General features: G+C 52.8%; 16 protein-coding genes. 11 read left to right on the top strand and 5 right to left on the bottom strand.

Translation table 11 applies throughout. The features are described 5' to 3' along the window. Positions 1-23: 23 nt before the first annotated feature. Genes ATY27_RS13055 through ATY27_RS13030 form a run of 6 tightly spaced genes read left to right on the top strand, consistent with a single transcriptional unit; the run spans position 24 to position 7,319 of the window. Positions 24-1,361, top strand: a complete 1,338-nt coding sequence (locus tag ATY27_RS13055; protein WP_208931067.1) for a putative O-glycosylation ligase, exosortase A system-associated — start codon at positions 24-26, stop codon at positions 1,359-1,361. A gap of 6 nt (positions 1,362-1,367) precedes the next feature. Next, on the top strand, positions 1,368-2,369 hold the full coding sequence (locus ATY27_RS13050; protein ID WP_208931066.1) for a polysaccharide deacetylase family protein: 1,002 nt from the start codon (positions 1,368-1,370) through the stop codon (positions 2,367-2,369). Beyond that, on the top strand, positions 2,359-3,609 hold the full coding sequence (locus tag ATY27_RS13045; RefSeq protein ID WP_208931065.1) for a hypothetical protein: 1,251 nt from the start codon (positions 2,359-2,361) through the stop codon (positions 3,607-3,609). The genes ATY27_RS13050 and ATY27_RS13045 overlap by 11 nt, the downstream gene beginning before the upstream one ends. Further along, positions 3,588-4,601, top strand: a complete 1,014-nt coding sequence (locus tag ATY27_RS13040) for a polysaccharide deacetylase family protein (protein ID WP_208931064.1) — start codon at positions 3,588-3,590, stop codon at positions 4,599-4,601. The genes ATY27_RS13045 and ATY27_RS13040 overlap by 22 nt, the downstream gene beginning before the upstream one ends. After that, positions 4,601-5,818, top strand: coding sequence for a glycosyltransferase (locus ATY27_RS13035; RefSeq protein WP_208931063.1), 1,218 nt, complete (start codon positions 4,601-4,603; stop codon positions 5,816-5,818). Before ATY27_RS13040 ends, ATY27_RS13035 begins: the two co-directional genes overlap by 1 nt. 1 nt (position 5,819) lies before the next feature. Continuing rightward, a complete protein-coding gene (locus ATY27_RS13030) occupies positions 5,820-7,319 on the top strand; it encodes a lipopolysaccharide biosynthesis protein (RefSeq protein WP_208931062.1) in 1,500 nt (499 codons plus the stop codon). Between the two features lie 47 nt (positions 7,320-7,366). Here the strand turns inward: ATY27_RS13030 and ATY27_RS13025 are convergent, their stop codons facing one another. Both ATY27_RS13025 and ATY27_RS13020 read right to left on the bottom strand, forming a co-directional pair. Further along, a complete protein-coding gene (locus tag ATY27_RS13025; RefSeq protein ID WP_208931061.1) occupies positions 7,367-8,452 on the bottom strand; it encodes a hypothetical protein in 1,086 nt (361 codons plus the stop codon). Positions 8,453-8,475: 23 nt separating this feature from the next. Continuing rightward, positions 8,476-9,489 (bottom strand): GNAT family N-acetyltransferase, encoded by a 1,014-nt coding sequence (locus ATY27_RS13020; RefSeq protein ID WP_208931060.1) that lies wholly within the window; start codon positions 9,487-9,489, stop codon positions 8,476-8,478. Between the two features lie 166 nt (positions 9,490-9,655). Here ATY27_RS13020 and ATY27_RS13015 point away from each other — a divergent pair, with 166 nt between their 5' ends. Continuing rightward, positions 9,656-10,579: an AAC(3) family N-acetyltransferase gene (locus ATY27_RS13015; RefSeq protein ID WP_208931059.1), complete on the top strand. Its 924-nt coding sequence runs from the start codon at positions 9,656-9,658 to the stop codon at positions 10,577-10,579. Between the two features lie 102 nt (positions 10,580-10,681). On the opposite strand, the gene phbB is transcribed toward ATY27_RS13015, so the two are convergent. Both phbB and ATY27_RS13005 read right to left on the bottom strand, forming a co-directional pair. Next, positions 10,682-11,407: an acetoacetyl-CoA reductase gene (phbB, locus tag ATY27_RS13010; protein ID WP_208931058.1), complete on the bottom strand. Its 726-nt coding sequence runs from the start codon at positions 11,405-11,407 to the stop codon at positions 10,682-10,684. 112 nt (positions 11,408-11,519) lie between these two features. Further along, positions 11,520-14,483 (bottom strand): hypothetical protein, encoded by a 2,964-nt coding sequence (locus ATY27_RS13005; RefSeq protein ID WP_208931057.1) that lies wholly within the window; start codon positions 14,481-14,483, stop codon positions 11,520-11,522. A gap of 220 nt (positions 14,484-14,703) precedes the next feature. On the opposite strand from ATY27_RS13005, the gene ATY27_RS13000 reads away from it, so the two are divergent. From ATY27_RS13000 to ATY27_RS12985, 4 genes are read left to right on the top strand one after another with little or no spacing between them, the layout of a single operon-like run. Continuing rightward, on the top strand, positions 14,704-15,780 hold the full coding sequence (locus ATY27_RS13000) for a sugar-transfer associated ATP-grasp domain-containing protein (RefSeq protein WP_208931056.1): 1,077 nt from the start codon (positions 14,704-14,706) through the stop codon (positions 15,778-15,780). A 1-nt stretch (position 15,781) separates the two neighbouring features. Next, positions 15,782-16,849, top strand: a complete 1,068-nt coding sequence (locus ATY27_RS12995; RefSeq protein ID WP_208931055.1) for a GNAT family N-acetyltransferase — start codon at positions 15,782-15,784, stop codon at positions 16,847-16,849. Between the two features lie 15 nt (positions 16,850-16,864). Continuing rightward, complete coding sequence (locus ATY27_RS12990) at positions 16,865-17,674, top strand: hypothetical protein (RefSeq protein WP_208931054.1); 810 nt, start codon at positions 16,865-16,867, stop codon at positions 17,672-17,674. Positions 17,675-17,721: 47 nt separating this feature from the next. After that, positions 17,722-18,618 carry a hydrolase 1, exosortase A system-associated gene (locus ATY27_RS12985; RefSeq protein ID WP_208931053.1) on the top strand — a complete coding sequence of 299 codons (897 nt, stop codon included), beginning with the start codon at positions 17,722-17,724 and terminating at the stop codon, positions 18,616-18,618. Here the strand turns inward: ATY27_RS12985 and ATY27_RS12980 are convergent. Continuing rightward, on the bottom strand, positions 18,602-20,038 hold the full coding sequence (locus tag ATY27_RS12980) for a NosD domain-containing protein (protein WP_208931052.1): 1,437 nt from the start codon (positions 20,036-20,038) through the stop codon (positions 18,602-18,604). The genes ATY27_RS12985 and ATY27_RS12980 overlap by 17 nt on opposite strands. Positions 20,039-20,061: the final 23 nt, after the last annotated feature.

Here is a 20,061-nt window from a genome sequence, read left to right as displayed (position 1 = left end):
CTCTTAAGCAGGACCAATAATCCATGCGTGACTTGTTCCTGTTATGTTTTCTGCCGGTCGCCCTCTATTTTATATTCCGTCGCCCTTTTATTGGCGTAGCGTTATCTGCCTGGACTTCTATTTTTGCGCCCCATACCTGGGTGTGGGGTTTTGGTACCAGTCTGCGCGTCAATCTGGTGATCACGGCTGTAACGGTGCTGTCGTTTATTATCAATAAACGGGAAGGAAAAGGCGCCTTTACCAGCGCCAGTATCTGGATGCTGGTGTTATTTGTCTGGGGCACGCTGGCAACCATGTTTACTGAAGGCATTTCTACTGTTGCCTGGTTTGAATGGGACGTGTTCTGGAAAATTATCTTTTTGTTTTTTATGGTGACAATGGTCGTCAACACCAGACACAGAGTTGAAGTGATGCTGTGGGCGGTCGCGATTGCCGGTAGTCTGATTGGCTGTAACGAAGGGCTGAAATACATTATTTCCGGCGCGGGTCATATTATTGTCGGGCCGCCGGGCACCCGCATCGGTGATCGAAATGACTTAGCACTGGCACTGAATATGCTGCTGCCGGTGTGTTTTTTCCTTTATAACAGCACCAAACATCAGTTGCTGAAAAAAATCATGCTCGGTGTAATTATCGCCAATATCGTCTGTATTATCGGTTCGTTCTCACGTGGTGGCTTTATCGGTCTTTGTATCGTAGCGTTTTTCTACTTCCTGAAAGGGAAAAACAAAATCCTGATCCTGACAGGCAGCCTGATTGTTGCTGGCGCCCTGCCGTCGCTGATGCCGCAAAGCTGGTTCGACCGGATGAATACCATTGAAACTGCGACCGAAGACATGTCGTTTATTGGCCGGGTGCAGGCGTGGAAACAAGCGGTATTGATGGCCAACGATCATCCGGTGTTTGGTGGCGGTTTTAAAGCCGGTCAGAACACTTATCTGTGGCGGTTGTATGAACCGGACTTTAAAAAGTTTGACCACATAGTGGAAACCTCGCATGTCAGCTTTCCTTTTGCCAAGGCAGCGCACAGTATCTATTTTCAGGTATTAGGCGATTTGGGTTATTGCGGCTTGTTCATCTACCTGATGTTATTACTGGCGGCTTACCGGCATTTGGGTTATGCGGCAAGCCACGCCGGCGAAAACGAATGGTTGCGCAACGTGGCAAATAGTCTGAAGGTGTCGATGATTGTCTTTGGCGTCAGCGGTGCTTTGCTCAGTCAGCCCTACTTCGATTTAACTTTTGTGATCATTGGTTTGGCTGTGGTGCTTTGTACCATGGCGCGACAACAACGTGCAGAAACTGCCAACGCCGGTGCTTCTGCCGCTCCGGCTTTTCAGACATTGCCAGGGAAGTCATAGGCTGTGATGGTAAAGCGCAATCAAATACAGCAAGAATGCAAACAACCCGCCAGCAGCGGGTCCAGCTTCGCAGTGCTGAATTATCACCGGGTCATGCCCATTCATACCTTCTGGAACGAACAGGTATTGGATGTTGGTGTGTTTGAACAGCAACTGCAGCAGTTAAAACGCTTTTTCCGGGTGTTATCACTGGAACAAGCGCTGCAACTGGCTGCTGAAGGGAAAGTGCCGGCCAATGCGGTCGTCATTACTATCGATGATGGTTTTGCCGATTGTTTTGACCACATTTTTCCGTTGTTGCAACGTTACCAGCTTCAGGCCACTTTTTTTATCAGCACACAAGGCTTACAGCAGGGTTACCTGTGGGAAAACCAAATAGCCAACGCAATTTTGCAGGCGCCCGCTGAAATCACCATGCTAAAGCTGCAAGACCGTCAGTTTGCAACCAGCGGGAAAACCGAGCGCCATCGCAGTATTGTCGCCATTACCGACCTGATTAAATATCACGCGATGGCGCAACGAAACCAACTGATCGCAGCTCTCATCGCGCAGACCGGTGTGCCGCAAATGCATCATGAATTTGTCACCGCAGAGCAGCTCAAGCAAATGGCCGCGGCGGGCATGACAATTGGTGCGCATACGGTGCACCACCCAATTCTGGCGCTGGAATCAGCCGAGACCGCACGCCAGGAAATCGCCCAAAGTAAAGCGATTCTGGAACAGCTATTAGCGCAGCCGGTGCATTATTTTGCTTATCCGAATGGTAAATTCGCCGTCGACTTTTCAGACGAGCATATCGCTCAGGTCAAGGACTGTGGTTTTGCGGCGGCTTTTTGCACGGATTGGGGCCAGGCCCGACCGACAGAAGAGTGTCGTTTCCGTTTGCGACGTTTCACGCCCTGGGATCGCAACCCGTGGCTATTCAGTTTACGCCTGGCGTTACATATTGTGGCCGAACGCTACAGCATCAGATTCTTAAAGGAATGGGTAGGTACACATGGCAACTAATGCAGACAACAGACAACAGGTCAGCGCTGCAGATCGGCAGGCCTACGCGATTTTTGTACCACAAGCGGATTCATTAGGCGCAGTCGCCGTGGTCCGATCGCTCGGACAACATGGTTATCAGGTGCACGCGGCATCTGCCAAAGCCGGCGCCCTGGGCTGTCTGTCGGCTTTTGCCAGCTTTCATTATCAGTGTCCGGCCTATGAAGATCCGGCCTACCTCGGCTGGCTGCGCGACCTAATCCAGCAAGCAAATATCCGCGCCATTATTCCCAGTGAAGGTTTTTTGCTGGCCGTCCGTGATTGTTTTGCCGAGTTCAGCCCGCTGATGGCCATTCCGCCAGACGCGGAGCTAGTGTACGGATGTTTATCAAAAGTGTTTGTATTTAATCAGTTTTTGCAATCAGCTGATACACAGTTGCATGCGCACATATCGCGTACTGCCGTACTGGATAGTCCCAGTGACTTTGACGCAGTCGATTTTACCGGCTGGCGTCTGCCGTATTTTGTCAAAGGTGACGGATATTACGCCCGTAGCGGTGATCAGGCGCTGGTGCGTAAAGTCAGCCAGGCGCAGGACGCACGCCAGGCTGTCATCGACGCTTTTGCCAACTACCATAAAGTATTGCTGCAAGATTGCAGCCAGGGCGTCAAAGCCACCGTGAACCTGCTGATGCAGGATGGTCAGATCCTGGCAGAATCGATGGCTGTGGCCAGCCACGAAAATCCACACACCGGCGGTCTGACCTCGCTGCGTGAAAGCTGGTGGTTTGAACCTATGTACCAGGATGCCGTGCACCGCTTAAAAGCACTGCGGTGGAATGGACCAGCGATGGTCGAATATAAATGGCACCACCAGACTCAGACCTTTGATTTTATCGAACTGAACTCACGGTACTGGGCGGCGCTGAATCTGGATATTCATGCTGGCATCCATTTCCCGGTGATCCAAATGGATTATTTCCTGTTTGACGTCAAACCCGCACAGCCGGTGCGACTGACCGCGAAGATCCGGGCACGCCATGCCTTTCCGGCTGATTTTGGCTATTTGTTGTCCAAGCTGAAAGATCCGCAGGTTGCCGCATTGCCTAAACTTAAAAGCCTGCTGGGTTTTTTCCTGTATTTTTTGCATCCGGCAATCAAATCAGATTTAAATTACCCGGGTGACCGACGACTGGCGTTGCTGAACACCAAGTCTTTTCTGACGGAACTGGCACAATCATGTCTAAAAAAATTAAGCTGATGTTCTTGTGGCTGGCACGGACTTTCGGTGTTTTTGCCATTTGCCATTATTTATACCGATACCATGTCCGGGTCTTGTGTTACCACGGTTTTGCCTATCTGGATGAACATCAGTTCCGGCCGAAACTGTTTATGCGACCGGAAACTTTTGCCGCGCGGCTGAATTATCTGGCCCGCAGTCAATACCGGATAGTGTCGCTGTCTGACGCGCTGGCTAACCCACAGCGCGAGCGGCAACTGGTGCTGACAATGGACGACGGCTGGTCTGGCACCGCTGAGCTGGTTGGACGGACGTTGCAACAACATCAGTTTCCGCTGATGTTGTATGTCACCAGCTATTATGCCGACAAGCAGATCCCGGTATTGAATGTCGCGGTGTCGTATTTGTTATGGAAAAGCCGCCAGCACGCCATGTCGCTGACGCTGCCGGGACAACCAGTGCTGAACGCCACATTGCCAGCCGCCAATCCCGCCGAATTAGTCCGGCAAATCTGTCAGCAACTGGATTCGTTACCCGATGTCGCACAGCGCAGCGTCGCTTTGTATGACCTGGCTGCGCAGCTGGGTGTCAGTCTGGTGCATGCTGGCAAACCATTGTTCCGGCTACTGAACCAAAATGAATTAGCCACATTACAACAAGCCAATGTTGAATTGCAATTACACACCCATCGCCATTGTAGTCCGCTGGACAGTGCGGCTTTTGCCGATGAAATCGACCAGAACCGTGCCTGGTTAGCTCAGTTCACACCGGCACAGCAGCTGGTACATTTCTGTTATCCCAGTGGCGAGTATCAGGCCGCACATCTGCCACTATTGCACAGCAATGGCGTGCAAACTGCAACCACGACGCATATTGGCTTACATCAGCCTGGCTCAGATCCGCTGCAAATCCGCCGGGTGTTGGATGGCGAAGATGTACATTGGCTGGAACTGGAAGCTGAGTTATCTGGCTTCAGTGCGTTATTACGTCATCTGCTTGGAGTCAGTGCCTGATGGCCGCCAATTCTGTCCTGCTGATTGCTTTTGAAATGCCACCGGCGCGCAGTGCCGGTGTACAGCGCCCGTACCGTTTTGCTCAGTATCTGCTTGAACTGGGCTGGGATCCCTACATCCTGACCGCCACGCCGGACGTCTATCAGCGGTTTGACCATGATTTGCAGGTTCCTGCCGCATTGGCTGACCGTATTTACCGGGCAAAGGCGACTGATATCAGTAAAAAAATTGCCGTCGCCGGCCGTTCGCCTGACATACTGGCAGTGCCAGACCGCTACTGGCCCTGGTATTTTCCGGCGGTGCAGCTTGGTAACAGATTGATCCGTGAGAAGAATATCCAGCTGTTATGGTCCACCTATCCGGTGATGACGTCACATCTGATTGGCCGCAAGCTCAGTCTGCAGCATCAGCTGCCTTGGGTGGCCGATTTCCGCGATCCGCTGCAATGTCATTACAATCCGGCCTACCAGCACTTTAATGCCATCCAGCGCCATCTGGAACGTAAAGTGATGCTGCAGGCCAGCAAAGTCGTGATGACCTGCGAAGCTGCGGCGCAGTTATATCGCCGGATCTATCCAATGCTGCCAGCAGATAAATTCAACGTCATTGAAAATGGCTATGTGCCAACTCCATTGCCAGACGCGACCAGACCGGACAAGTACACCCTGCTGTACAGTGGCGCTTTGTATGGTAATGGCCGCGACGTCAGCCCACTGTTTCAGGCGATCAGTGAGCTGAAACAACAGGGACTGGTCAATGGACAGAACTTCGTGCTGAAGTTTCGCGGCAGTGCCAAAGCGGAGAAGTTCGCCAGTGATTTGCAACGGTTTGGCATTAGTGAACTGGTCGAATTTTTGCCGGCGGTGCCTTTTGCCGAAGCCCAGGCCGAAATGATGGGTTCTTCTGCCAACTTACTGATCCAGGATGAAATTTTCAACTATCAGGTGCCGGGCAAATTGTACGATTATGTGCAGTCAGCAAAACCATTGTTGGCCATTTGCCCGCCGGATAGTGCCACTGCCGATGTGTGCCGCCGCGTGCCGGATTGTTTGCGGGTCTGGCAAAGCTCGGAAATAAAAAGTGCCTTGCAGCAATTAATCAACCGGTCTGCATCTGACACAGTAACAGTACCTGATAGCTTCAGCCGGTTTCAGGGCGCAGTGCAACTCGCGACGTTATTGACACAACTGTCATCTCAAACAGCACAACGGAACTGACGTGGACCAGCTTAAAAATAAAACTCTGAAAGGTTTGATGTACCTTGGCATGGGCAAAGGCGCAGCCAAGCTGATTTCCTTTGTCAATACGCTGGTCCTGGCCCGTTTACTGACTCCGGAAGATTACGGCCTGATGGCTATCGTGATGGTGATCGTTGGCTTTATCGGCTTTTTTAATGAAATTGGCCTTGGGGCAGCGATCAAACACCGCGCCGAGATCAGCGCGCAGGAGCTGAACGGTGCTTTTTGTCTGGCGGTATTTATTAGCTCTGCCTTGTATGGTGCGCTGTATCTGGCCAGTCCCTGGCTGGCCGGCTATTTTGGTTATGCTGAACTCGCCGGTATGCTGGCAGTGGTCAGTCTGACGTTTATTATTGGCGCGCTGTCCACAGTACCGGATGCATTGCTGGCACGCGAGATGCGATTCAAAGTCTATGCCGGTATCGAATTTGCGATGATCCTGCTGCAATGTATCGTGACGCTGGTGCTGGCCTGGCTCGGCTTTAAAGCCTGGTCATTGGTCTGGGGTTTTATCGCGGCGCAGAGCTTTCGTTCCATTTGCCTGTTTCTCTGCAGTAACTGGTTACCGAGCCGCCTTGGCGATATGCGAGCAGCCATGGGTCTGATGAAGTTCGGCGCCGCAGTGACCTACTCCCGAATTACCTGGTACCTGTACAACAGCGCCAAAACGCCAATCATCACCAAAGTGCTGGGGGCCAGCGCGATGGGGGTTTATTCGATGGCGTCCACCTTAGCGACATTGCCGACACAATACATCACCAGCCTGGTGATCCAGACATCTGTGCCTTTATTCGCCCGCATGCAAAAAGAGCCAGAACGCTTAGACAATGCGCTGCGCCGGTTAACTTCCGGTATCGCATTGCTGTCGTTTCCGATTTTTCTTGGCATGGGCCTGTCGGCGGCGGAACTGGTGCCGGTTGTGCTTGGCGACAACTGGCTCGAAGCGGTGCCAATTTTACAGGTACTTTGTGTCATCGGTTTAGTGAAGTCAGTAGACCCGCTGATCACGCAGGCATTTTTCTCGATTGGCAAACCGGGTATTACCGCCAGCTACACCACTTTGTGCGCGGTCACCATCCCACTCAGTGTGTATATTGGCGTGGTGAATGGCGGGCTGATGGGTGCAGCCTATGCATTGCTGATCTCCTATCCGCTGTCGTCGGTGTATCTGTTTGTGCAGGCGCGCCGCCATCTGCATTTCTCGTTACGTCGGTATTTTAAAGCGCTGCAAACACCGCTCGAAGCGGCTTTGTTTATGTGTGCCACGGTCTGGCTGACCGCATGGTTTTGTTATCAGCAGCTACAGCTTATACCGGTCACAGTGTTATTGGTGAAAGTAGTCACCGGCGTGCTGAGTTATGCTATGTACCTGATTTATGTGCGCAAAGACGGACTTCGCGATTGCCACGAAGTCTTACTGGAACTGGGTATCAAAGCGGAAAAACTCAAACGCTGGCCATTCAGCCGGCTCGCCGATTAAACGGGCCGGTGTCGCGAAACCGGTCAGGCAGATAACGCCTGTCGTCGTTAAAGCGGCGGCAGGCGGAAGATGCCAAATTGGCCGCTGCGACAATTCACTGGCGAAAACAGCAACTGCGCTGCCGGGATTGTGCCCTGCGCAATGTATAACATGCCGTATTTACTGACACCCGGCATGGCTCTGTACTGATAATCCTGCGCATAGATTTGCTGCCAGTCGCCGGCCGGGCTGCGATACCATAACGCGCTCTGCTCGGGCGTATCCTGCAAGCGCCCGGGTTCGTAGGTCGTGGTCAGCACAGCACCACCATTATCCAGCGAACTGACCGCATAAGCCGGGTTTCCGATAATACAACGTTGCGTCCTGCTGGCCGTGGCAAAATCCCAGCGCCAAATATAATTAACTGCGTCGGCTGGTGCGTCTTTGCCGGCATCCATGCCCCATTCCATGCCAGTTTCATCAAACAATAACCCGGTGGCACGCCAGGTCTGATCGCCGCCGGCAAATTTGTGCACGCTGGCAAAACCGTCGTCCGTGTAATAAAACGCTGATTCTGCATCGTTGTCACCGGTGGTGATCCACAGGCGCTGGCGAAATGGGTCATACACAATGGCATGAATATGTTTGATTTGCTGCCGGCTGAACTGCCAGCAGATCCGGGCCGTGTCTAGTACAGGGTCAATACAAATCACGCGTACATCACGGCTGTGGTTATTCAGATATTCACCGAAATACACCAGTCCCGTGCGCTGCTCTACGGCCATGCCATTACGCAGCGGCGGCGCAAAACGCCCGAGGCTGCTGACTAATGGCATGGCGGACCTGGCGTCACCACCTGGCTTACACAGATAAATCCGGTCATAGACAATGACAATGGTGCCATCCGGTGTCTGCGTCAGATGACTCAGGCCCGGCGCTGGTCGCAAACGCCGGTACAGACTGCTGCGGGCAATTTTGTCTTTCAGGAAGCCGATGAACCCAGCTTTCGCCGGCGGTAATTGGCAGATTTTGCGCAATTGACTGCTGTGATAGTCGAACTGAAACACCGTGTGATCCCGCGAGCACAGACAATAGTCCGCTGTGCTGAAGTGCGCGACCATATCAGATTTAACTAGCTGGGCCTGCAGCGTCATAGCCATTCCTTTGTAGAGTGCTGTTACAGATGAATGCGTTTACGCAAAACCGGGCCCAACTGGTTAACCAACGGCAAAGGTAAACGCTGCCAGATTTGGATCACCAGCTGCTTCAACCGGCTATCAGCGATAGTACCGGCGTCCGCTTCGCTGCTGTACCAATGCAGCGGTTCAGGCTCAGCGCCCCACTGCGCCTTGAAGTTGTATGTGCCTTCACCTGGTGTGGAGCGGCCAAAGTCAAAGTGCTGATAGCCATTGGCAATGGCAAATTGCAGCATCTGCCAGTACAGCAGCATATTGGGGGCATGTTTCTGAAAGCGTCGGTCTGAAGAGGCCCATGGATTGACCAGCATACCGCCATAACCCATGGCAAAACCACAAGCGACTGGCTGGTGCTCCGGGCTGTACACCACGAACATCTGACTGCGTAAATCCGCTTGCTGCATCAGCGCGACAAACAACGCTTTGCTATGTACCGGCGAGCCAAGTTCACGCATGTTATAGGTAAAGACCTGCCAGAAATCTGCCAGCAGTTCGATACCGCCTTGTTTACAATAAAAATTCTCTTTCTCAGGTTTACGGATCTGCGATCGGAGTTTGGCTTTAAATGCCTGCATCTGCGCGTCGGCATCACTTTGTAACGCCAGCACCATCCGTACTTTCTGTTGCTGCAGATGTAATTCATCGGGCTGCGGCGACAACGAATGCATCTGACGCAGGATCACCGGTTGACCGTTTAGATGTTGCTGCAGTGCTGTCAGCATTTCTGCACCAGCTGCGGCGTCTACCGCCGCAATACCACCACAGTCGCAAAATGGCAGAGAAACCCAGGTCTTACCGAAGCGAAACAACGTGACGACAGCACTGTAGTGGCTGGCATTAGTCTGACGCATGGCAAAGCGCTGCGGCTGATAACCATAAGCCTCAGCAATCGCCTCACTAAAGCCCCATTGCTGATAAACACTGACCTGACTGAGTTCAGGTAACGAGGCCTGCCAAAGCTCGGCCGAGATCGCCGCAGACTGCAAAAATTCCATTTGTCATTGTTTCTTAAGCTGAAGTCGGTGTAGTTTAACCTTGTATGCGCAGAGTTCAACCAGAATAGCTGCGAACAAAGACATGCTGCTCAACGCCCAGATGAGCAGACCATAACATTCTGAATAATGTATATGAAATTTTGATGAGCAGGGATCTACCACCATTATGCTGAGTTATCTGAAACAAAAGCTGAAACAGCTGCTAAAGCATTACCAACGGCAGCAATCGGCCAAAGAGCTGAAAGAACAGGCCCCACATGTCAGTCAGCAACAGCTGACACAACAACTGCGGGCACTTGGCGTCCAGCCTGGTGATTCGATTTTTTTGCATTCGTCATTAAAGAGTCTGGGTTATGTCGAAGGCGGCCCGGCTGCAGTGATCGCGGCATTGCAAGCTGCCGTCGGTCCCAATGGCAATATTCTGTTACCGACTTATTATTTGCCTGGCGGCACTATCGACAATACCTGCAAGCTGACAGATTATTGTTTTGACCTTAGGATCCACGGCACCCATATGGGCCGTTTACCGGAGGCTTTCCTGGCAACGAGCGGCGTGCAGCGCAGCCTGCACCCGACGCATTCCGTGTCGGTTTGGGGGAAAGATGCCGTTTTTCTGACGGAAGCACATCACAAAGCGCCATCAGTGTTTGGCGAAGGCTCGCCCTGGCAACGCTTCGCCACACTGCCACAGGCTAAAGTGCTGGGTCTTGGCATCAGTATGGGACCGGTCACTTTTTACCATCTGCTGGAAGATACCATGGGTGCGCAATTTCCGTTGCCGGTCTGGCAATCCGAGTGTTTGCTGCGCTGTATCGATGATCAGGATAAAGTCTGGCAAGTGCCGGTCAGGCCTTACGACAAGTCTTTGGCCGCGATGCGGATTGATCACCCGTCCCGCAGCGATTTGCAGCAGTATATGAAAGACGAATTAGTCGCCTGTGGTTTGTTACGGCAGGGCCAGGTCGGCGCTGCATCATGCTGGCTGATTGGTGCACAGGATTTTTACCAGCAACTGGAAAAACTGGCGGCCGTTGGCATTACTATTTACGCCACACCGGAGCAACTACAAAACCGGCCGGTCGGGCACTAACGCTATTGTAGCGTCGGGAACTGTTACGGTGCCGGGCTATCAAATTGCCCGGCACCTCTATCCGTACAGCACATGCAACTCAGCGTGCTGCATCAGACCGCGTTATGCCAGATACTGGCCACCGTTGACGGACAGCGTAGAACCTGTGATATAACCTGCATCTGCTGATGCCAGAAATGCCACACAGCGGGCGATCTCTTCCGGCTGGGCCAGCCGACCCGCCGGAATATTCGGCAGAATTTTCGCACTGACGACATCGGGTGACATCGCTTTCACCATATCGGTTTCAACATAACCCGGACACACTGCATTCACGGTAATGCCTTTACTGGCATTTTCCAGTGCCAGCGCCTTGGTAAAACCGATATCACCAGCCTTGGCTGCACTGTAATTGGTTTGACCGAGCTGACCTTTCTGACCATTGATTGATGAAATATTGATGATGCGGCCAAAGCCACGTTCACGCATACCTTCAATCACCGGGCGACACATATTAAACAGCGAATTCAGATTGGTATTAATCACCGCATGCCACTGTTCTGGCGTCATTTTATGAAACATAGTGTCGCGGGTAATACCGGCATTATTCACCACGACAGCGACAGGCCCGAGATCTGCCGCAACCTGCGCCAAACCACTATTACAAGCCGCAAAATCACTGACATCCCATTTATACACATGGATGCCGGTTTCAGTGCTGAATTGCTCTGCAGCTGCATCATTGCTGGCGTATACGGCCGCCACGGTATAACCCTGCTGTTGCAGTGCGATTGACACTGCCTTTCCAATCCCACGGGTACCACCCGTTACCACTGCAACGTTTTTCATCGATCCCTTCCCCATCACACTAAGTAAAGCTGATACTGTCCATCTAAAAACATCAGCCGATTGAATTAGTTACTATTAACCCACTGGCATTAACGCCTGTCAACCAGTCTGGTTAACGTGGTTTTAATGCCCATTTCGGTGATCTGTCGAGTTCAACCAGATTGCCCCAGCGCTCTGAATAGAACTTATACAATTGGGCTCCCCCCGGCAAGTCAGTCAGGTAAGCTGAGGTTGCCAGTACAATGGCGTTATAACCAAACTCAGCATCGATGGTTACACCAGTGGCATAACGGGCGATTTCTTCGGCACGATAAGTCGCCAGATAGGCATCCTGTACCTGCAGCCAATTGGTAAACCAGAGCCCGTCTGGCTGGCGGATCGAAGGCTGGCGATACGCCGACAACAGTTCCAGTGGGAATCCCTCGGTCGTCGCCGGCCCCGTCAGCATCCGGCCAACAAAACCTTTCATCGGACCGGCAGGATAACCCAGCTCTTCTGCTCTGCCGAGCGCCAGAATCACCAGATGCGCCATCCAGGGCGAAGCACCGGCGGCCGCCTTGCTGTAATCATAATAGCCATCGCTGAAGGTTGTCTCTTTCTGCTCGCTGTGGCTCCATTGTCCGAGTGGCGATGGTGCTCCCGCAGCATAAGGGAATTCTTTCGGTCCAATCTTACTGCGGCCAAAAGTGCGCAGGTCCGGATATTTGGCGGCAGGATTCGCCACATCGTACAAACCTTCCCAGATCTCCAGCGCTTTGACAGTCAACAATTCCAGATAAGCCCGTTCCGGCGAATTGTCAGGCGACACCGAAGCGGCATGCACCCGGCTGCGTAAGGCCCAGCCCTGTGCCCGGGCTTCGCCTGAATATAATGCGCCTTCGCTGCCGGTCGGACCACGACCGAGCGTCGAGCCCCCTGCACCGGCATTGTTATTCATCGTGGTATAGGCCGCAGAAAACCAGCTTTGCTCGAGGAAATAATAATCACCGGTCAGCAAATATTGTGCAGACGCCAGGTCCGGATGATGTGCAACATCCGGCACCCAGCTGTTGGACGCCAGTGCTGATACCACCTGAATGCGATCTCCGGCTGCCGTTTCAGGCCAGGTCAACCGGTCAGATTTAAACCATAAAGTCGGACGACCGCCCGGATTAATCGACAGGATCCGGCCCAGCCCCGACACCAGACGTGCTTCATCAAAAGTGCGCCCGCTGCCTCCTTCCCGCAAATGGATGGGCCAGGCGCCACTCAGTTCAGCCTGACGCAGCGCAATTTCAGTCATCCGCCAATCGCCGGTGAACAGCCAGCGTACTGTCCAGCTGGGATATAAGCCCAGATCCTGGCGGCCGCCGGCAGCTGGCATCGATTTTTGCCAGAAACCAATGTTATACAGATCCTTCGCCGTTTTTTGCCAGTTACTGAACTGTGTTGCCATCGTGGTTTCCGGCACTTTGCGTTTTAAGTCAAAGTTCGGCAACAACCGGGTTTTGCTCAGATAACCTAACTGGTGATTCAGTGACAGCACTGGCACTTGCTCGCCGAGCCAGAACTGACGGGTCCAGCGTGTCATAGCCAGATGCGGTAATTCAGTTTGCTGGTATAACACCTGTGGTGCTTTGGCGCCGCCCAGCAAAGTCAGATCATAAGTCTGGTCCTGCAATGCCTGAGTATTACTTACTTCACCAACAAACCGGACTTGCACCTTGTTCAGCGCCGGCCAAAACGTGGCATAAAACAGTGGCCGCACTGATCTGTGTGTGTCTGCACCAAAATCACCGGTCCGCTCTTCGCTGTGATCTGCAATTAACACCGTAGTCGCAATCGGTCCCTGCACCCAGTAACTGAATTTCCCTTTACTCAGCAACTCACGTGCTGATCGTTGTTGTGTCTGATTGTCGGCAAATACTGCTTTGATTTGGGCATCAAAATCAAAGGCATCAGCCAGCATTTGTGCCTGGCTCAGGCCTGTTTGATTGGTGCTGACAGGCTGGTTCACCAGCTGCAGTCTGACGGTCGAATTCGGCGCTATCTCGGGGATGAGCACCGATATAATGGCATGGCGCACACTGCCGTCCGGATAACGCTGTTTGATGTCGGCCTGAGTTGGCAACAGTTGCTCTGCCAATTTTAATTGCGGCGCCTGGGTGATTTCCCCCGCGACAAAAGGCCGGGCAAACTGCAACGGATAGTTGGTCAGTGCCTGGCTGGTTGGGTTCGTCAGCGTGATGACATTATCGTCCGCCGCCGGTTCATCAGCGACAAAACCGGCAGTGACTGTCCGGTTGGTTTCCATGGTGACAGTACAGGGCGTTGCATTAAGGCATGGCAGATTAAAACCACTAAAACGTTGTCCTGCATCGGCAGAGGCTTTGAGTTCTACCTGAGTACCAGCATTCACTTTGTAGTTACAATCTGTACGACACGGCGTGCTCAACGTCGGGCTGCTAATTTCACCCGGACCACTGACCACAATCTTTAACTCGACTTGCTGCGTGGCAAAATTGGCCACGATATTTGCCTCTTCTCTCAAGACAAATTCGCAACGAGGCGACGTTGCAGTGGCACTGCAGATATTTTGCCAGCCGGTAAAATCGCTGTAGGTGTTGGCTTTGGCCTGTAACGCAACATTAGTACCGAATGGCACCGTAATGCTGCAGCTGCTGCTGCAGCTTCCCGTTAGTGTGCCGGCGCTATAGTCAATACTACCACCGGGCTGTGAAGTCAGTCGCAATGCGACATGTCGTGGTACAAAACTGGCTACCACTTTGGCTGTGCTTAGCGTAGTCAAATCGAGCCGGCAACTACCGGTGCCTGAACAGTCCTGTTGCCAGCTGTCAAACTGCGTAGCCTCTGCCGCAACTGGCGTTAATTCGATATTGCTGTTACTGACCGTCAGGTTGCAGCTTTGCTGGCACACCTGACCATCGCTGAGTCTGACCTGTCCGGTACCGTTTACCGTAACCTGGACAACTTTATTAGTGACGACCGGCGTGGGCGCTGGCGCTGGACTGTCTCCACCACCGCTGCCACAGCTAATTAACCCGGTTATGCATAGCAATAACCACAAATTTTTCATCAGAAGCCCCGTCATTGTCATCAACCGCACCGACAATTTGCCGATTCGTCTATCTCTTTGCATTATGCCACAGCGTGAGGTCGGGCGGACAGCGTGCCGACCTGTTCAGACCACAGCTTTACAGGCTTTGGAAAACGCATTAATCTCGTGCGCTGTATCACTTCACGTATTATGGCAACCAAAGCTGGCATACGTATTAAATCTGCTCCCTGGATCCTTTATGCAAGCATGGAAAGATATTCGACGCTGTTGGCAACAACTGGACAATCTGCAGATCGTGCAACTGCCGAAATGGCGACAACTGGCAGAGATGACCGCGTTGTTTTTGTTGCGTCGCATTGGCCCTGGTTATTACATTCAAGGCAAGTTCTGGCGACCGGATCTGCCATTCAATGACAAGTGGCTGCACGTCAACAACACTGAATACAATGCTTTTATTGACCGCTGGAATGCGCGGCCCTATCAAAAATCTTCTCAGCACAAGGTAGTAGAGAAAGCGGTATTGCAGCTCCTTGCAGTACCCACACCAGCATTTATCGCTTATCTGCATCCGCAAGCCGGCGTCTGTGCTGATGGCACCCCGCTGCAAACACTTTTGCAGCTGAAACAGCTGTGTGCTGGTCTGGTTGGCCAGAAAATTTGTTTAAAGCTGGTGGAAGGTTTTGGTGGTGCCGGTTTTTCAGCTTTTGCAGTGGTGCAGCAAGCGGATGACGTGGTATTTGAGCACCCATTCAGCGGAGTACAGGTCAGCATTGACAGCTGGTGGCAACAGGCGCAACAAAACCCCGACGGCTACATCATTGAACGTTATTTACAACAACATCCGGTTGTGGAAGCTTTACATCCAAATTCGGTGAATACGCTGCGCATCTGGGTTTATCAATTGCCGGGAAAAACCGAAATCGCCGGTGCATTTTTACGTGTCGGCCAAAAAGGTAGTCTGGTTGATAATACCAGCAGCGGCGGCTTGTATTGCCCTATTGATATTCAGACTGGCAAGTTAAAATTCGCATCATACTCCCGTGAACCATGGAGCCAGCTGGCGCAGCACCCGGATACCGGCGCTCAGGTCAGCGGTGTGCAAATACCGTTCTGGGCAGAATGTCAGGCGATTGCCGGCAAGGCGCTGCAGGCATTTCCGCATGTGCGGGTGGCGGGTGTTGATGTCGCCATCGCCCCCGATGGTCCACAAATGATTGAACTTAATGTACGGCCGGATCAAATTGGGTGCACACGGATGGATGTACCATTAAAGCGCATTGACCAAAAACTTAAACAGGCTTATGCCGGACGCTGATGTGACACAGCGGCCGCAAGCCGGACAGACACTGCCGGTAGAAAATAAGCAGGTACATAGCCAATGGCCGGTTGGCGCAAAGCCGGATGACCATTCAGCGATGCCCTGGTTTCAGCCGGCACCTTGGTATCAGCACCTCGCCCGCTTCATGGGGATGACCGACTCACAGTGTTATATGCTAGGCGCCGATCAGCCTGGCGACAGCGCAGCAGAGTGGCAACTTGCCCTGTATTGCAGTGCTGGCGGGCGGCAGATCAATAGCTTATCTAACTATTATTCCCCTGCGCTCGGGCCAAAAGCACCGGCTCTTCCTGGTGACTGGCTACAGTTGTTTGAAACTGTCGGTAAGACGTACCCTGCGATCCAGCGGTTACAACTACAGCCACTGACGGCCGGACAACAGCAGCAACTGCAACAACTGCAAGTGCCCGGCTGGGGCTTTTTTTTCAGTCACTGCAGTGATAACTGGACGGCCCGGGCAGAAAATTATTGGCAACAACGACCTTCACAGCTACGCAATACTATCCGGCGTAAACGGCAAAAACTGGTCGCAGATGGCGCCCATATTGATATCAGCCAACTGGCGACACCGGAGCTGGTAGCGGCCTATTGGCAGGTCTATCAGCACAGCTGGAAACCGGCAGAGCCGAATCCGGATTTTATCAATGCGTTGCTGGACCTTGCGTCGCACAACCACAGTTTGCGGCTGGGTGTACTCTGGCTGCAGGGGCGCCCGGTTGCAGCCCAATGCTGGCTGGTGGCGGATGGCGTCGCGGCTATCTATAAACTGGCGCAAGACCAGACTTTTGATCACTATTCGCCGGGGACTGTGTTAACTGCGGCCTTATTGGATCATGTGATCGAGGTGGACCAGGTCCATACCATCGATTTTCTGACCGGCAATGATCATTATAAAGCGCAGTGGATGGATAACATGACGCCGCTGTATCAGCTGCAGGCTTATCGGCTGAATCAGCCGGCAGCTTTGCTGCAGTTTGCGCTGTTACGGCTAAAAGCGCGCATACGACAGTGGAAGCAACGCATCGTCGCTGTAGCCAGAACCCGCTGACATGGAAACCAATTGATGCAGCCATCTGATACGCCAAAAAAATCCGGATTAATGTCGGCACAAGCGGTGCTGACCGCACGTTATATCGAAGACCGCTGGCTGCTGACGCAATGGCATTCAGCCGCATCACCTGGCCATACCGCGCTATTGTTCCTGCCGCCTTTTGCCGAGGAAATGAATTGCTGTCGGCGTTTGTTCGCCAAGCTGGCCCGTCAACTGGCGAGCTTTGGTATCGACAGTTATTTACCTGATTTTACCGGCACTGGTGACAGTGCAGGCCAATTCAGCCAGATTTCGTTACAGCAATGGCGGGCAGATCTGCTGCATGTTTTGCCGGAGCTGCAACAGTATTCGCAGGTCAAGCTGCTTGGCTGCAGGTTTGGCGCTGCACTGCTGCTGGATTGGCTGCCAGCCTTGCAGTCGCAACTGAATATCACACAGATCCTGCTATGGCAGCCGCTGCTACAAACCGAGCGCTTCTGGCAACAGTTACAACGCCAACAGCTGCTCAGCTCTGCTGCCGTGACTCCATCAGATGACATTCTTGATGTCGCCGGCTATGCAGTCCCCCTGCAGCTGCGCACTGACATTCAGGCATTACAACCGCAGTTACCGTCCGGTTCCAGTGCGATGTTGTGGCTGGAAAGCTCGTTAACCGGCGAAATGAGTGCTGTGGCAAAAAAAGTTCAACTGGCGCATCCCGAACTACAGCTGCAGACCATTTTGGCGGCTCCCTACTGGCTGAGTCAGGAGCCGACAGATACCGGTGATTTGTTAGCAGCCAGCCTGACATTTTTAACCGGAGCCGTCCCATGCACCCACTAAGCTATGGGTGTGCGCAGTCCGGTCTTACGGCTGGAGCTGCCGAGGTAGTGCCACTAAACTTTGCCGGACAGCAAAGCCTTGGTATTTATCAGCCGGCAGCTTCAGAGCTGTTAGTGCTGATGGTCAATGGTGGCGCCCAGACCCGCACCGGTAGCCACCGGATGCAACAACAACTGGCATTGCACTGGCAACGGGCCGGCTTCGCCAGTTTACGCTTTGATTTTCCTGGATTTGGGGACGCAGATGGTGAGCCTGGGACTTTTGTTAATCACGCCAGTTATCTGACCGAACTGCCAGCCCAACTTGAGCAATATTTCGGCAAGGCAAGACCCATAGTGTTATTCGGCTTATGTGATGGCGCAACGGCGGCACTGTTAGCGAGCCCGTGGCTGCAACCACAGGCGCTGATCCTGCTGAATCCCTGGTGCCGAACCACAGAAAATCATGCCCGCACTATGCTGAAGTTCTATTACCTGCGCCGGCTTTTGTCGGCAGAATTCTGGCAAAAACTGCTCCGCGGTCAATGGCAGGCCAGCGCCAGTATGACCAGTATTCTCAGTCTGATCCGGCCGGCCTTCGCAAAAATTTTGCCGGGCTATCGGCAAACGACTCCGCAGCGGACAACCTCAGGCACAGACAGTTTGACCACGCTCAATGTTGATACGGCAATACCGCAGGCGCTGCTGCACTGGCAGCAATTCAACGGTCCGGTGCAGCTAATCCTCAGTGGCGCAGATTTGACTGCAGCCGAATGCCGGCAATTGTTACAGCAATCCGCCTATCAGTCGCTGTGGCAGCAGGCAAACGTCATCGACATAACGGCGGCCAACCACACGCTGACGGACGCAGGTCACCTGCAACAGCTGATGGCCGCATCCGTGTTGTTTTTAAAAAACTGTGCCGCGACAACAACCAAGCCTGCAGAGATCAAGGCTTCGCTTTAATACAGAACTGGTCGCCGGCAAAGGCGCCGAGATAAGGCTGCTGCACCAGTCCACCACAAAAATCAGTGATACTGCCGTCCGCTGATTTTTGCGGCGCGGCTGGCAACGGATAAGGCTGCTGCCAACTGAAATCCAGCACATCTGGCGCCACAAACAAATCTTTTAACCGATCCCGACCGGTGAAAAAATTCCGTGCTTCAATCCAATTCGCTTCCAGCTGATGTTGTCCGCCGTCACGGTTATTGACGCGGCCACTGATCACGTTGTTCCGCAACAGTGCTGAGCTTTGGCTATAACGCACGTCAACTCCAACCGTGTTATAAACAATATTGTTTTCCAACAAGCTGTCTGCGGCTTTATTCAGATAGATGCCGGCATCATTCGGGCAATGCATAACAATGTTGTTGCGCATGACCCCGTTACGATGTTCAGTTCCGGCCACGCCATCCCGGTTGTAGACCAGACCAGTGCCACCGCCGCCAAACGACAAACCAATGGCGGTATGGCGGCCGTCTTTTAAATTGGCCTCACACATCACCAGATTACGCTCAAACACTCCGCCACTGGCATTGCCTTTGATAAAAGCGGCATAGCTGATTTGATCGCCGGCCGCCTTCTGAATATCAAAAATAAAATTGCCTGCGACACGCCAGTCATTGGCGGCGACTATATCTACTGGCGTGGCAGACCCTTTGGTTTTACGCGCACTACTGTTGTAGATAGTGTTATTTTCCAGCAAACCACGATCAGGGTAATTCCCTTTTAGGCCATTGACTTTTATCGCCGAATTGAAGTCGGCAAAGCTGTTATTGCGGATCACAACATCACTGGCCTTGCCCGCGATGTGGATGGCATGTTCACAGTGATCATGCATAGTGCAGTTGCCGGCAAAGCTGATATTTTCAAAGTGCCAGTGTGGCGCCAGCAACATCAGCCCCTCGCCTTTCAGTTCAAACCTGACCTGATGCATCGCCCGGCCGGTCAAACGGATAGGTGCGCCGGCACTGCCGGCCTGACGCAACTCAAAAGTCCGGTCAAAAGTATAAGTCCCGGGTTCAACGATGATCTGCTGACCCGGTTTTGCCTTGCTTAAGGCCTGCTTCAGGCTGTCAATATCGGCCACTGTGACATGGTCCGCAGCAGCTGCCGGCTGATAGTCCGGATGTGCGCCTACACCATTCCAGCGCTCCGGTTCGATTGTACGAAAGTAATAATTCTTCTGTTCGAAACGGGCAAAGAAATCAAACATTGGCGCGACAAACGCGACACTCGGGAAATTGACGCGTAAATCAGCTGCCACTTTCTGGCTATACAAAGGCAATGGCAATCCATACCAATAGATACTGCGGGCCCAGATCAGCAGAATGGCCAGAAAAACGATATTGGCGAGCACACCGCTCCAAAAAAAATACTTACGCATCAGACCTTCCTTGTAGACAAAAA

The organism is Rheinheimera sp. F8 (assembly GCF_001518915.1).
The sequence above is the reverse complement of the archived record's forward strand: the minus strand, read 5'-3'. Positions and strand labels throughout refer to the sequence as shown.